Raw genomic sequence first — 13,577 nt, 5'->3', positions numbered from 1 at the left:
GCTCCTGAGCGATAGCGACAACATTGGATCGAAGACATGAACACACTTGCTGACACCCCTGCTGTAGAGACCAAACCTTTACTCGTTGCCCGCGATGGCGCCATCGTGACGATCACATTCAACCGTCCCGAAAAACTCAACGCCTTCACCATCGACGTGTGGCGCGATCTCGGCACAGCATTCCTCGAACTTTCCGAGGACGACGACGTGCGTTGCATCGTGATGCGCGGCGCCGGTGAGAAAGCGTTTTCGCCCGGCAACGATATCTCCGAGTTTGAAACCTCGCGCTCGAACACACAGCAGGCCACGGCTTACGGCCAGGTCATGCGCCGCACGATCGAGGCCATCGCCAATTGCCGCCATCCCGTGATTGCGCAGATCCACGGCATCTGCGTGGGTGGCGGACTGGAAATCGCCAGCTTGGCCGACATCCGCATCTGCGGCACGTCATCGCGTTTCGGCGTGCCGATCAAGAACCTCGGCCTGGTGATGTCGTACACCGAACTGGCCCCGCTGATCCGCTTGGTCGGCCCGGCCGTGGCGCTCGATGTTCTGCTGGAAGGCACGATCTTCGGTGCCGACGAAGCCTTGCGGCTTGGCGTGGTCACACGTGTGGTGGCCGACGATCAAGTCGCCAATGAGGTGGCTGCCACTGTGAAGCGGGTCGCCGCAGGCGCCCCGCTGGTCGCGCGCTGGCACAAGCAATTCATCCGCAAGATCGCCTCGGGTGAAAACCTGAGCGACGCCGAACGCAATGAAGCCTTCGCGTGCTTCGACACCGAGGACTTCCGTATCGGATACCAAGCGTTCCTGAAAAAAGAAACGCCAAAATTCACAGGCCGTTGAGCCGAGGATGCCTTATGACTGAATCCACATCGCCCAACAAAACCGGCGCGCTCTCCGGCATGCGCGTCATCGAACTCTCGCAAATCATGGCCGGTCCCACGTGCGGCATGATGCTCGCCGATCTCGGTGCCGACGTGATCAAGGTCGAGAAACTCGAAGGCGGCGACGATGCCCGCCAGTATCGCGATCCCTTGATCAACGGCGTCTCGGCGCCCTTTCTCATGCTCAATCGCAACAAGCGCGCGATCGCGCTCAATCTCAAAAGCGACAAAGGCCGCGAGGTGCTGATGCGCCTGTTGAAGGACGCTGACGTCATCACCGAGAACTATCGCAAAGGCACCATGGAAAAGCTCGGCCTGGGCTATGAGACCTTGCGCCAGACCAATCCCGGGCTCATCTATTGCGCGGTATCGGGCTACGGCAAAACCGGACCCTTTGCGGACAAGGGCGGCTTCGACCTGATCGCGCAAGGCTTTTCCGGCTTGATGGCCATTACCGGCGAACCCGGCGGCCCGCCGCTGCGTACCGGCAATTCGGTGGCCGATATCAATGCAGGATTGTTGGCGGCCTTCGGCGTGCTGGCGGCGTACCAGCACAAACAGAAAACCGGCGAAGGTCAGATGGTGGAAACCTCGCTGCTGGAGGCCAGCCTGCAGCAACTCTATTGGCACGCCGCCATCTATTTCGGCACCGGGGAATCGCCCGGCCCCACGGGCTCCGCCCATGTACTCACCTCGCCGTATCAAGCCTTCCCCACCGCCACCGAATGGATCATCATCGGCGGCGCGAACGAGAAGAACTGGACGCGCATCGCACAAGTGCTCGGCCACCCCGAATGGTGCGACGATCCGCGCTACGCCAAGAACGCGCAGCGCATGGCCAATCGCGACACCCTCATTCCTGCGATGACCGAGATCCTGTCCAAACGTTCTGCCGCAGACTGGCTGGTCGACTTCGACAACGCCGGCGTACCGGCGGGCCCCGTGCATTCGGTGGGCGAAGCGTTATCGCATCCGCAAACGCTGGCGCGCGAGATGGTGGTTGAACAAACCCATCCGCAAGCCGGCCCCACACGCACGATCGGCATGCCCGTCAAGTTCTCGGCCACGCCGGCGCAGTATCACCGCGCCGCGCCGCGATTAGGTGAAGACAGCGTGCAGATCCTGAATGAGCTGGGCTACAGCGCATCGGACATCGACGCGATGATCGACGACGGCATCGTCGGCGACGTCGAACGCCAGACCGTCGATCACTGACCCGCCACTGCGACGACCCATCGCCTGAATATCTCCAGTTCGGGCGATCGGCGTCGCGGCTGTTCGGGCAGCAGGAAGTAATACGTGGAATCCCCCAAATCGACGGACAATTCAAAAGGCATCACCAGCCGGCCGTCCTGCAACTCCTTGCTCACCAGCGCCTTCTGGGCGATTGCCACGCCATAGCCCTCCAACGCCGCTTCGTAGGCCAATACCGACGATTCGTATTTCATACCCCGAGTAACGTCGATCTCATCGACGTGGGCGGCGCGCAACCAGATGAACCAATCGTCCGGCCGCGCCAGCACGTGCAGCAACGTCTCGTGAGCAAGGTCGGCGGGAGACGTCAACCGACGCGCCTTCTCCGGCGTGCAAACGGGCACCAGCTCATTGGCCATCATCTTGTAGCTGGCCACGCCCTTCCACTTGCCATCGCCCATCTGGATGCCGGCATCCAGATCCTCGCGCTCGAAATCCGGCGGCAGCAGCGACGTATTGATCTTCACATCGATCGCCGGATTTGCACGGTGAAAACTTGCCAGGCGCGGCAGCAGCCAACGCATCGCAATGCTGTGCGGGGCGCGGATCTGAAACTGCTGGCGCCGTTGGTCGCGTCGAACGGCAGCTGTCGCACGCCGCAATCCGTCCATCAGTAGCGTCACCTCTTCCAGATAACGCTTGCCGGTATCGGTCAGCACAATCGCCCGGTGCTCCCGGTGAAACAGCCGCGTGCCCAAATGCTCTTCAAGCAGCCTGATGTGCCGGCTGACCGCAGCAGGCGTCACGCAGAGCTCACCCGCCGCCGCCGACACACTCGCCAGCCGGCCCGCCGCTTCGAAAGCGCGCAATGCATTCAGCGGCGGCAACTGATCCATGGGATGGCCCGATCTTTCGATTAACAAAAACTAAATCTTATCGTAGATAAAGTTGCTTGAGCAGGCGCACGACGAGGCACACCATAGATCCGAACGCACCGTAGAAACGTCTACGCGACGACTCGGATTCATGGGGAAAAAAATGATCTCATTCTTGACCAGAAAATGGATGTTGTGCGGCGTCGCTGCCGTGATGACCAGCAGTGCCGCAGTCGCCCAGGCGCAGGGTTATCCCGACCGGGCGGTCACCATCGTGGTGCCCACCACGGCGGGCGGGACGGCCGATATTCTCGGCCGGTTGCTGGGCAAGAAACTGGGCGACATGTGGGGTCAACCGGTGGTCGTCGAGAACCGCTCTGGCGCCGGCACGCAGATCGGCACCGAGTATGCGGCCCGCGCCAAGCCCGACGGCTATACGCTGATGCTTACCTTCAACGAACTGGCCACGCTGTCTGCCGTCAACAAAAATACGCGCGTGGACGTGGTGCGCGACTTCACCCGCGTGGGCAAGATCGGCAGCCTGCCCGTCGTCATCCTGGGCAATCCCAAGATGACGGCCAACACCATGGGCGAGTTGGTCAAGCAACTGCAAGCCGCGCCAGGCAAATACACCTATTCGTCCGGCGGACCTGGCTCGATCCTGCATCTCTACACCGAGATGTTCAAGCAGGTTGCGAAGGTCGACATGCTGCACGTGCCCTACCGCGGCGCCCTGGAAGCTTCCACGGCGTTGATCGCAGGTGAAGTCGACGTGCTGGTGCAGTTCGCCAACGGCAACGTCATCAACTATGTGACCTCGGGCAAAGCCAAAGGCTATGCCGTGGCGTCGCCGCAGCGCCTGACGCGTCTGCCCGACGTCCCCACCACAGCGGAAGTGGGCATGCCCGATCTGCAATTGGAAGCCTGGTACGGATTGTTCGCACCCGCAGGGCTGCCGAACGATCTGAAGCAGAAGATCAATCGCGACCTGATCGAGGTCATGAAGCAACCCGATATCCAGGAACGCCTGGCCACCCTGAACATGCAGGTGCAAAGCGGCACGTCCGAATCGTTCGACGCCTTCTTCCTGAACGAGCATGAACGCTGGACCAAGCTTATCGCCGATGCCGGCATTCAAGGTAATTAAATGGAGACCACATTGACTTACAGCCCCGCCACCCACAAGCCGTTGACGTTTCACACTGCGCGCGAGGACTTCATCGGCGGCACCGACAACGCACGTGCGTATCTCGAGCGCTGCCTGGAAACCATCGACGCCCGCGAGCCCGCCGTTTTGGGCTGGGTCACGCTCAACCGCGAAGGCGCCCGCCAGGCGGCCGACGCTTCCGTCGAACGCTATCGCGCCGGCCGCCCCCTCTCGCTCATCGACGGCATGCCGATCGGCATCAAGGATCTCATCGAAACCCGCGACATGCCCACTGAAATGGGCTGCGCGGCATTCAAGGGCAACTTCCCCAAACGCGACAGCGCACTCGTGCGTGCGCTGCGCGATGCCGGCGCCATCGTGCTCGGCAAAACCGTCACCACCGCGCTCGGCTTTCTGGATGCGGGTCCCACCACCAATGCCTTCGACGCGCGCCGCACCCCCGGCGGATCGTCCAGCGGCTCCGGCGCCGTGGTCGGCGCGAACATGGTGCCGGTGGCCATCGGTTCGCAACTCGTGGGGTCCGTCATCCGCCCCGCAAGTTTCAATGCCAACTGGGCACTCAAGCCCACGTACGGCGGCATCAATCGCGGGGAACGCATGGGCTTCAGCCAATCCCACGTGGGCGTGCATGCGGGCTCGGCCATCGACATGTGGCAGACCACCATCGAGATCGTGCAACGCGCCGGCGGCGACCCCGGCCATCCCGGCGTCTACGGCACCACCGAAGCCCCCAAGCCCATCAAGCCGAAACGCCTCGCCGTGTTCGAAAGCGAAGGCTGGCCCCGCCTGGACGCCGCATCGCGCGAAGCATTTGAAAAGGCCCTGAGCGCCATCGCCGCGCAAGGTGTGGAGATCGTACGCCGCGGCCAATCGCAAAAGCTGGAAGCCCTCGAACGCGCCATTGCCGATTGCACCGCGCTCTCGATGCGCCTCAATGCCTGGGAACAGCGCTGGAGCCTGGCCAACATCGCCGAACAGCACATGGACACGCTCGGCCCCAGCCTGCGCGAATCGCTCGAACTCGGCCGCGGCCTCACGCTGGATGACTTCCGTGAATCATTGCGTGAGCGCGAAGCGGCGCGTACGCAACTCGCCGCCCTTGCATCGGAATGCGACGCCCTCATCAGCCTCGCTGCCTGCGGCCCTGCGCCCTTGATCGACGACATCAAAGGCACGGCGTTTCCCACTGGCGACGTGTCGTTCAGTTGCGTCTCGTCGCTGCTCGGCGCACCCTCGGTGACCACGCCGGTATTGGCCGTGAACGGGATGCCTTTGGGGATTCAGGTGATGGGGCAGCATCACGACGATGCCAAGGTGACCGGGATTGCATGCTGGTTGGCGAACGCGTCGCTTGGCTGACTGACGATGCAGGGAAGCATGCCGTCTCTCGATCCTTTCGTCAGTTAGCTAACTGACGATGTGGGGAAGCGTACCGTCCCTCGATCATGTCGTCAGTTAGCTAACTGACGATCTGGGGCCGCATAAGGTCCGCCAATCATTTCGTCAGTTAGCTAACTGACGATCTGAGAGGCGTAGGTTTGCCGCGAGCCTCCTCCCCATCTGTGGACCAATCTGGGGGCCAGCGCTCTCATTTTTACGTTGGCGTAAGTTGAACGACAGCGGTCGTAGAATATGTCAGTTGAGCGACAGTGGCCGTGGACTAAGCCGCGATCGCAGGATATTCCGCCGACGCATCGGGCCAAGGGGTCAGCACCTCGAAGCCCGTCTCAGTCACCGCCACCATGTGCTCCCACTGGGCCGACAGCGAGCGGTCCTTCGTCACCACCGTCCATCCATCGCCAAGCGTCTTCACTTGCGAACGACCGGCATTGAGCATCGGCTCGATGGTAAAGATCATCCCAGGCTCGAGCGTGGCACCCGCACCCGGACTGCCGTAATGCAGCACCGTGGGTTCGTCGTGATACACACGTCCAATCCCATGTCCGGTAAAGTCGCGCACCACGCCATAGCTGTGTCGACGTGCCACGGTTTGAATCGCGTGCCCGATATCGCCCAGCGTTGCCCCCGGCCGCACCGCGCGAATACCGGCCACCAGCGCCTCGTAGGTGGTGTTCACCAACCGCCGCGCAAGCGGACTGCCCTCACCCACGATATACATGCGACTCGTATCGCCAAACCAGCCCTCCTTGATGACAGCGACATCGATATTGACGATGTCGCCGTTCTTCAACGTCTTGGCCGACGGAATCCCGTGGCACACCACGTGATTCACTGACGTCAGAATGGTCTTCGGGTAATCCTGATAACCAAGATTTGCCGGCGTCGCCTTCTGCACATTGACGATGTAATCGTGGCAGAGCTGGTCCAGATAATCGGTGGTGACGCCTGCTTTCACATGCTCGCCGATCATGGCCAACACGTCGGCGGCGAGCATGCCCGCTGCACGAGACATGGCGATCTCGGCTGGCGTGTGGATCACGATATTGCCGCTCATGGGCGCACCTCGGTCACCGTGGGCGGCTTCGCGCGCTTGGTGGCGCGGGGCACTTTCGAATCGATGGTGGGTACGGCGCTGGATTTGCCATGGCCTGCCGATTTGGATTTGGCAGGATCTGCCGTTTCGAGCACAACTTTCGTCGCTGCTTTCGTCGCCGCCTTGGTCGCCACATCAGACACCGATGTCGAATCGGCAGCCAGCACGCGAAGGTCAAACCCACCGGCCAGTTCAGCGCGAATCAACAGTTGACAGATTTCGCGGTGGTCCAGACCCGGATGCAGCTCCGCCAACATCCCTACCCGCATCCAGTGCTCAGCCTGCGCATTGATCGAGCGGCTCAGTGCGTCGCTCGCGATGCGAAGATTCTCATGCATGCCATCGGAAATTTTTACGATACCCATGTGAAGCGCCATATATGAAACATGTATGAATCATATAACAAGTCACGTCGCTCGTAGCGGGCCTAAGCGCAAAACGTCGCACAGCCCCTAAGCTGCCAACGTCTCACGGATGTTATCCATCACAATCCGAGACGCAGGACTCAACCCCCGGGAAAGCGGCCACACCACATTGAGCGTGAGCGTCTCCTTCGTTTCGATCGGTACCGGCACTAACCCGAGTTTTCGCGCGTACGACCCGGTCAGACTTTCCAGGATGCAGGGGCCACACCCCGCATCGGTCAATCCACAGGCGGCAGAAAACTGCACGATCTCAATGCTGGGTTGCCAGGTCACGCCTTCGGCTTCCAATGCCAACGCCGTTGCCGCGCCCACAGGAAGATGCCGACTGTGCGCGATGTAGGGATGCGCCGCCAGTTCAGCCACACCGATGCTGGAACGATTCGCCCACCGATGATCTGGCCGGACCACACAAACCAGTCCTAGATCTGCGATCTTCTGAAACCCAACATGCTCATGGGCGCCTGAGCCAAGCACGACGCCAAGTTCGATGCGCTGCTGAATGGCCATCTCGATCACTTCGGCGGCGGTGCCCACCTTCACGATCACGGTTCTCGCGGGCTCCTGCAATTGCAGCGCGCGTACTGCCGATGGAATCACGCTGGCGCCGGCTGCAGAGACGGCGCCGATGGTAAGCGGTTGGCCCGTGCCACGGCCCATGCTCTGCACGCGCTTGTCCACGGCGTCCAGCGCCGCCAAGGCATGCGTGACGTCCGGCAAAAGCGAACGACCTGTGGCGGTCAAGACCAGCCGGCGACTCTGACGTGAGAACAATGTGGTGCCGATCCTCGCCTCGAGATCCTTGAGCATGTTGCTCGCAGCAGGTTGCGACAGTCCTACTTCCGTCGCCGCTTGCGTGACGGAGCCGGTTCGGCACACGCCCGCAAACAACGCCATCTCTCGCGGCTTCATTATGTTTTTCATATGAATCCATTGCCAACATGCATTTGACGGCATGGTAGCGGGAATCGCAGACTCTCGTCACATTGCCGACGAGGATCAACGTGAACATTACCCAGATCAATGGCTACCATCTCCGATTCAAGCCGGCCGAGCCGTTGGGCAACGCCCGAACCTTCATCAGAGAGCGCAATTTTCTGGCGCTGGAAGTCAAAACCGACGCCGGTCTCTCGGGATGGGGCGAGGTGTTTTCCTCTCCCTGGGCGGCGGCGGCACTGATACAGCGCCAGATGGCGAAGGAAGTAATCAATCGCTCGCCGTTGGACCACGGCGTGATCTACGCACGGCTGCTCGGCAGCATCGGCTACGACAAACGCGGCGCCTCGATGATGGCGATCTCCGCGCTCGATATGGCGATGCACGACCTGGCCGCCCGCGCACAAAATATAAGCGTCGCCCAGTTGTTAGGCGGCGTGGTGCGCGACGCGTTGCCTTGCTACGCCAGCGGCCCCTTCATACGCGAAGGCGCGGATCCCTACGCCCACTACGAACGCGACATCGAGCGGTACCTCAAACAGGGCTTCAAGGCCGTCAAGCCGCGGGCGGGCATCAGCCCGCGTGCCGACGCGAAGATGGCCGAACGCGTGCGGTCGTCGATTGGCGACGATCTGGAATTCATGATCGACATCAATCAGGGCTACAGCAGCGCAGCGGCGAGCCAAGCCGTTCAGATGATCGAGCACACGCGCCCGCTATGGGTGGAAGAACCCGTGCATCCTGAAGACCTGGAAGGCTACCAGCGCGTGGCGAACGCCACCACGATCCCCATTGCCGGAGGCGAAGCACTGGGAAGCCTTGCAAGTTTCAATGCATTCATCGCCTCGGGTGCACCCACCGTGCTGCAGCCCGACCTCACCGTGTGCGGCGGCTTCACCGGATATCGCAAAGCCGCCGCACTGGCCGAAGCACGCGAGATCTGCGCGATGCCGCATGCCTTCGGCACAGGCATCAATTTCTGCGCGTCGCTTCAGATGGCGGCCGCCACGCCCACGCGCCATTACGGTTTGAGTGCCCCCTACCCCTGGGTGGAATACGACCCCACCGGCAATCCCTTGATCGAACTGTGCGACATCTCGTTGGACAGCAATGGGCTCATCACGCTGCCGCCAGGACCCGGCTTGGGACTCGAGCTTTCTCCAGACCATCTGACGCCCTGGATCGTGGAGCACTGGTCGGTGAACTCACCATGATCGACCGATGAACCTGCCGCGATCATCGGAAAAAAACCAACGCCTCTATGCACCGCAGCACGCATGGCGTCACAGAAAAATCAACGACGGAGACAACAATGAACAAACATCACACAGCGATGGGTCAGAAAGCGCGACGGAAGGTATTGGGATTGATCGTGCCGGCAGTGATGTGCGCGATCGCCCTGCCGGCAACGACATACGCGCAGGAGTGGCCACAAAAGCCCATCACCCTGGTTGTGCCATTTCCGCCCGGCGGCACGACTGATGTGACCGCACGCATCATTGCCAAAGAACTGACCGGAAAGCTGGGACAGCCGGTCGTCGTCGAAAACAAGGCAGGTGCCAGCGGCAACATCGGCAGCGCCTACGTTGCCCGCGCACAGCCTGACGGATACACACTCGTCATGTCTGGCGTGGGCACGCACGCCGCCAACGTCGGGCTCTATAACAACATGCCGTACGACCCCGTCAAGGACTTCACCCATATCACCACGGTGTCGTCCAGCCCGAACGCGATCCTGGTCTATGCCGAGGTACCAGCAAAAAATTTGACCGAACTGATCGCGCTCATCAAGCGTGATTCAAAACTGAATTACGCCAGCCCCGGCACCGGCTCGTCGGGCCATCTGGCATTCGAGCTTTTGCGCAAGCAAGCCAACCTGCAGATCCAGCACATTCCGTACAAGGGCGCTTCCCAAGCCTTGACCGATCTGATCGGTGGACAGGTGCCGATACTCGTGATGGTGACGGACACGCTGAAGCCGCATGTCGAGACCGGAAAGATCCGCGTTCTCGCCGTGACCGGGCCCGAGCGCAGTACGCTTTTCCCGGATGTGCCCACGGTGGCCGAATCGGGATATCCGGGCTTTGCAGCGGTATCGTGGACGGGAATTTCGGGGCCGGCGGGATTGCCTAACGATGTCGTGCGCAAATTGTCGGAAGCGAGCAAAGCGGTACTCGACGATACATCCGTGCAAGCGCAATTCGCACGCACGGGCAATACCTTGCAATATCGATCGCCCGAGGCGTTTACGGCATTCGTTCAGGCTGAAGTCACCAAGTGGGTGGGCGTTGCGCGCGACGCAAACGTGCAGCAATAACGGGATCCAGAACACAAAAAGCCTACCGTGACCGGTGGGCTGAATGCTGGGTACTGCGAAAAATTCTGGTGGGCTGTGAGTGGCTCGAACACTCGACATACGGATTAAGAGTGCGGGGCGCAATACCTGCGCAAGGTGTTTATCCTCAGTAGCTATGCGGGTCAGCGGCCCGCAGGCCGCGCATAGACCGCGCGATTTGCCGCCACTTCGTCAATTTCTCCCCACCGCTTAGGCGACGATATACTGTATTTTCATACAGCATTGACGTGTGCCGCTATGCCCTTCCGCGACCCATACCCATGCACGAACTGTGCGAGATCCAAGAACGGTTACGCGGTGATCCGCGAGGTGAAGGGAGTGTTGCATGAGGTTTATCACATGCAACAAGGCCTTTCGCGGGAGGGCAGGCTGCCCGGGAGCGCCCGAAGACCAATGGTTTAATGCGTAACACCCAGACGACTGCGCTCGGGCATCGCTTTAACAGGCCGAACCTAGTGTAAAAGTTCTGAGATTCCGCTCGCCAGCGGGTTAACCAGTGGCAGCTAGCATCGATTAAAGACCAAGCAATTGAGTAAATAAAATTGCTTGACAGAACAGCGGATCGGGTAAAAAAATCCGCGATCCATCTTCTCAGCTAGGCTGAAGTAGCCACCGTCGTGGCAATTGGCATATTCAGTGGCTGAGATCAAGATCTAACTGCGTTGCGCCTATATTTAAACGGATCGCGCACCGTATGTTTGACCGTTCCCTCTCAGATTCGAACGTTAATGTGAACGTATTCGACCCTTCTTTTGGCACTGGAGCGTCGAAACTAAACTCCATACGCAACCCGGCCAACGCCTGCAATGACGTTGCAAACGTAAGGTATTTCTCCCTCGATGTGGTTAGGTTACGAAAATCCGGTCGACGATAAGTGGAGCTATTCACTGGCCGCGAAGAGGCAGACGCTGACGCGAGATCAACTTCAGTGGCCGCAAACAGCAGATCATCAGAATGACCATTCATTTGCCTTTTGGTGAATGAGCTTGAGGCAGCGGTTTTAAGTAACATCACCCCGGCGTCAAACCCTCCCCGCTTACGTTTCTTGGATTGCCGCTCCTGGTCGAGTGTGGCTCCATCGATTCCGAGTGACTGTGCAAGCGCAAAAAGGACTTCTTGGACATCCGCAAGTTCCCCGAGAAGGTCGTTCGCACTCGTCGCATCTAGCGCCTCAAATGCCTCCTCCACCAATTTCTGCTTTAGAGCTTTAACCAAGGTATCGCCAGTCAAGTTAACGTGGATAACCTGCTCTCCTCGCCCTTTGATGAAATCTGGTATGCCGTCCCGAACCAATTTATTGAAATCGACAACTTCCTCAGTTGCATCGAACAAATCCACACACTCGACTCGACATCCACCGCTCATGAGCAAGTAGTACGCATGCGATAAAACGCCCCCCGAAAGTTCAACAATGCAACCATTCTCTTTCGCTAAGAGCGCAAGCTCCTTGGCAAACGATTGATTGCGAATTAGTTCAGCATCGATCGGCTCAATAATAATTCGCTGTATCGGCTTCCCCAATCTGACGTCTTCAGTCAAAGTTATCCAATCAACTGTCGTCCGAATACGGACGTCATGTATCGATCGGTGCTTACGACGAGGGGCAGCCTTGGGACCGTCCTCCAAATCCGAGATTGTGTGATACCAAGGTAGCACACGATGTTGCGTGGCTTGCCGATGCGTGTCGATGAACCACATCACCGCGACTGGCTTGCCCTCAGATTCTGCGATCGCTCGGGTAGTACGAGCAATCTCGGAGATCCATTCCTTCTTCTTAATACTGCGGACCCAGTCGTGCTGCGCATCTGTTGCTTGAGGAATCCATCGTCCGTCAGAATCCGCAGCGATAAATGTACCTTTATAGCGGATACGTTCGCGGACTTCATATTCACTTGTAGTTGCGGACTGATCAAGCACCCTGGATCTAGTGTCAACCGAGAAGGTGTCGTGGGAGTGCCAATAGAGACCCTCAGGGATGCCCCAAAGAGATTCGATGCGTACCGTTGAAATGTCTGGCTGAGCGCGTGCCCAAGCCGATGCAACAGCAGGAATAAAATGATGTGCAATCAAACAGATTCCACAATCCTTCAAATCATGCTTATTAATAAACGGAACAAGCTTATCAACAAACCATGCTTTGGCATCATCAGCCGAGCGCAGCTCGTCACTTCTCGGAAGCATATCCCGGTTCGCAGCTGGAATATTTGTACCATCGACCCTTATGATAAAAGGCCGGAGAGTAAGATCTGCCAAGTCAGCATCGAGATTGGTCGAGATCCTTCCCGAAAATATTGATTCTATTGCTTTTGCATCATCGATCACATAAAACGGATTAATATCATAATTTAGAGACGCGTATAAACGCGTGTTTTTGAGCTTTCGATACTTCTCAAAATCCGATTGAGTAGCAATTCGGAACACTCTCAAAGTCGCCGAATCCAGAGACTCGATCTTTGCCGGAATTGTTGAGTGGGGATTTGTACCGATAGAATCATCCGCTAGATCGACCTGGACGACCCATAAAGTCATGCCGTCCCAGACCCATTCAAAGTGTAGACGCACGTTGAACCGGAAGCCCCACCCTGCAACCCTTCGTAACGCGATCCCGACCGCATCAGGGGCGATGCAGAACATCTGATCGATATTGCTTGCTACACCGTCACGCCACGGTCGAATCGAAACCGATTCGGTACGCCCTTCGTTACCCCCAGCTGGCTCCCATTCCGCCACCCAATCTCGGGGCTCCCTCCGAAATCGACGCTCGTTTGAGAGGTGCCCTTTCGCATGCACACGCATGCAAACCTGCACAATAAAATGGACAGAATGGGGGGCACTGCAAAGCTCTTTGTGCAGTTCGACCAACGTGGACGGTAGATCTTCAACCGAACAGGCGCGGGAGTCCAATTGCCCTCGATAGTCCAACGTCTCGACAACTCCGCTAGATCTAATGTAAATCTGTGTAGTCCCGGAAGCACCCAGACACTCAGCTACAACTTGACGCAGTTGAATTGAATAGAAGCTAAAATCCCTACTTAGTTGAGCTGAATACGAGCAATCAACCACAAAAAACGGCGGCACCCAAGCGGTAGGCAAAGCGGCAAGCCCGTAAGCCTTCTGCCCCACACGCTCGACATCAAGCGCTGATGGCTCTAAGGTCTCAAATCCACCAGTGTGCAATACGTCCACTGTGCGATGCGGCACTGGCCGCGATGACCGAGAATATTTCTTTGCCATAATTCGCGTTT

At 58.8% G+C, this 13,577-nt stretch carries 10 protein-coding genes and 1 pseudogene; 6 read left to right on the top strand and 5 right to left on the bottom strand.

Features of this window, described 5'->3' with window-relative positions; all coding sequences use genetic code 11:
- Positions 1–36: 36 nt before the first annotated feature.
- A complete protein-coding gene (locus EYW45_RS19625) occupies positions 37–846 on the top strand; it encodes an enoyl-CoA hydratase-related protein (RefSeq protein WP_161137162.1) in 810 nt (269 codons plus the stop codon).
- 14 nt (positions 847–860) lie between these two features.
- On the top strand, positions 861–2,102 hold the full coding sequence (locus EYW45_RS19620; protein WP_235939160.1) for a CaiB/BaiF CoA transferase family protein: 1,242 nt from the start codon (positions 861–863) through the stop codon (positions 2,100–2,102).
- Here EYW45_RS19620 and gcvA read toward each other — a convergent pair.
- Positions 2,096–2,977, bottom strand: coding sequence for a transcriptional regulator GcvA (gene gcvA, locus EYW45_RS19615; RefSeq protein WP_161137161.1), 882 nt, complete (start codon positions 2,975–2,977; stop codon positions 2,096–2,098). The two genes, EYW45_RS19620 and gcvA, sit on opposite strands and share 7 nt — an antisense overlap.
- Positions 2,978–3,119: 142 nt before the next feature.
- On the opposite strand from gcvA, the gene EYW45_RS19610 reads away from it, so the two are divergent.
- Both EYW45_RS19610 and EYW45_RS19605 read left to right on the top strand, forming a co-directional pair.
- The gene (locus EYW45_RS19610) at positions 3,120–4,103 is read left to right on the top strand and encodes a Bug family tripartite tricarboxylate transporter substrate binding protein (protein ID WP_161137160.1); all 984 of its coding nucleotides are present in this window, start codon (positions 3,120–3,122) and stop codon (positions 4,101–4,103) included.
- A 12-nt stretch (positions 4,104–4,115) separates the two neighbouring features.
- On the top strand, positions 4,116–5,483 hold the full coding sequence (locus tag EYW45_RS19605; RefSeq protein ID WP_161137159.1) for an amidase: 1,368 nt from the start codon (positions 4,116–4,118) through the stop codon (positions 5,481–5,483).
- 301 nt (positions 5,484–5,784) lie between these two features.
- Here EYW45_RS19605 and map read toward each other — a convergent pair whose 3' ends face one another.
- From map to EYW45_RS19590, 3 genes and pseudogenes are all read right to left on the bottom strand, one after another.
- Positions 5,785–6,579: a type I methionyl aminopeptidase gene (gene map / locus EYW45_RS19600; RefSeq protein ID WP_161137158.1), complete on the bottom strand. Its 795-nt coding sequence runs from the start codon at positions 6,577–6,579 to the stop codon at positions 5,785–5,787.
- Between the two features lie 197 nt (positions 6,580–6,776).
- A pseudogene (locus tag EYW45_RS24355) lies at positions 6,777–6,983 on the bottom strand (ParD-like family protein); the annotation flags it as partial.
- A gap of 87 nt (positions 6,984–7,070) precedes the next feature.
- A complete protein-coding gene (locus EYW45_RS19590; RefSeq protein ID WP_161137156.1) occupies positions 7,071–7,964 on the bottom strand; it encodes a LysR family transcriptional regulator in 894 nt (297 codons plus the stop codon).
- An 80-nt stretch (positions 7,965–8,044) separates the two neighbouring features.
- On the opposite strand from EYW45_RS19590, the gene EYW45_RS19585 reads away from it, so the two are divergent.
- Positions 8,045–9,190, top strand: a complete 1,146-nt coding sequence (locus EYW45_RS19585) for a mandelate racemase/muconate lactonizing enzyme family protein (RefSeq protein ID WP_161137155.1) — start codon at positions 8,045–8,047, stop codon at positions 9,188–9,190.
- 98 nt (positions 9,191–9,288) lie between these two features.
- Entirely contained in the window at positions 9,289–10,293 is a 1,005-nt protein-coding gene (locus EYW45_RS19580) for a Bug family tripartite tricarboxylate transporter substrate binding protein (protein ID WP_161137154.1), read from the top strand.
- Positions 10,294–10,965: 672 nt separating this feature from the next.
- On the opposite strand, the gene EYW45_RS19575 is transcribed toward EYW45_RS19580, so the two are convergent.
- Positions 10,966–13,566 (bottom strand): nucleoside triphosphate pyrophosphohydrolase, encoded by a 2,601-nt coding sequence (locus EYW45_RS19575; RefSeq protein WP_161137153.1) that lies wholly within the window; start codon positions 13,564–13,566, stop codon positions 10,966–10,968.
- Between the last annotated feature and the right edge of the window lie 11 nt (positions 13,567–13,577).

This window comes from Schauerella aestuarii, from assembly GCF_009866805.1.
GTDB classification, from domain to species: domain Bacteria; phylum Pseudomonadota; class Gammaproteobacteria; order Burkholderiales; family Burkholderiaceae_B; genus Schauerella; species Schauerella aestuarii.
The sequence above is the reverse complement of the archived record's forward strand: the minus strand, read 5'-3'. Positions and strand labels throughout refer to the sequence as shown.

Coding starts and splice junctions, on each gene's coding strand:
- EYW45_RS19590 (WP_161137156.1), bottom strand. CDS start 7,964: ATGAAAAACATAATGAAGCCGCGAGAGATGGCGTTGTTTGCGGGCGTG.
- EYW45_RS19625 (WP_161137162.1), top strand. CDS start 37: ATGAACACACTTGCTGACACCCCTGCTGTAGAGACCAAACCTTTACTC.
- EYW45_RS19620 (WP_235939160.1), top strand. CDS start 861: ATGACTGAATCCACATCGCCCAACAAAACCGGCGCGCTCTCCGGCATG.
- EYW45_RS19610 (WP_161137160.1), top strand. CDS start 3,120: ATGATCTCATTCTTGACCAGAAAATGGATGTTGTGCGGCGTCGCTGCC.
- EYW45_RS19580 (WP_161137154.1), top strand. CDS start 9,289: ATGAACAAACATCACACAGCGATGGGTCAGAAAGCGCGACGGAAGGTA.
- gcvA (WP_161137161.1), bottom strand. CDS start 2,977: ATGGATCAGTTGCCGCCGCTGAATGCATTGCGCGCTTTCGAAGCGGCG.
- map (WP_161137158.1), bottom strand. CDS start 6,579: ATGAGCGGCAATATCGTGATCCACACGCCAGCCGAGATCGCCATGTCT.
- EYW45_RS19575 (WP_161137153.1), bottom strand. CDS start 13,566: ATGGCAAAGAAATATTCTCGGTCATCGCGGCCAGTGCCGCATCGCACA.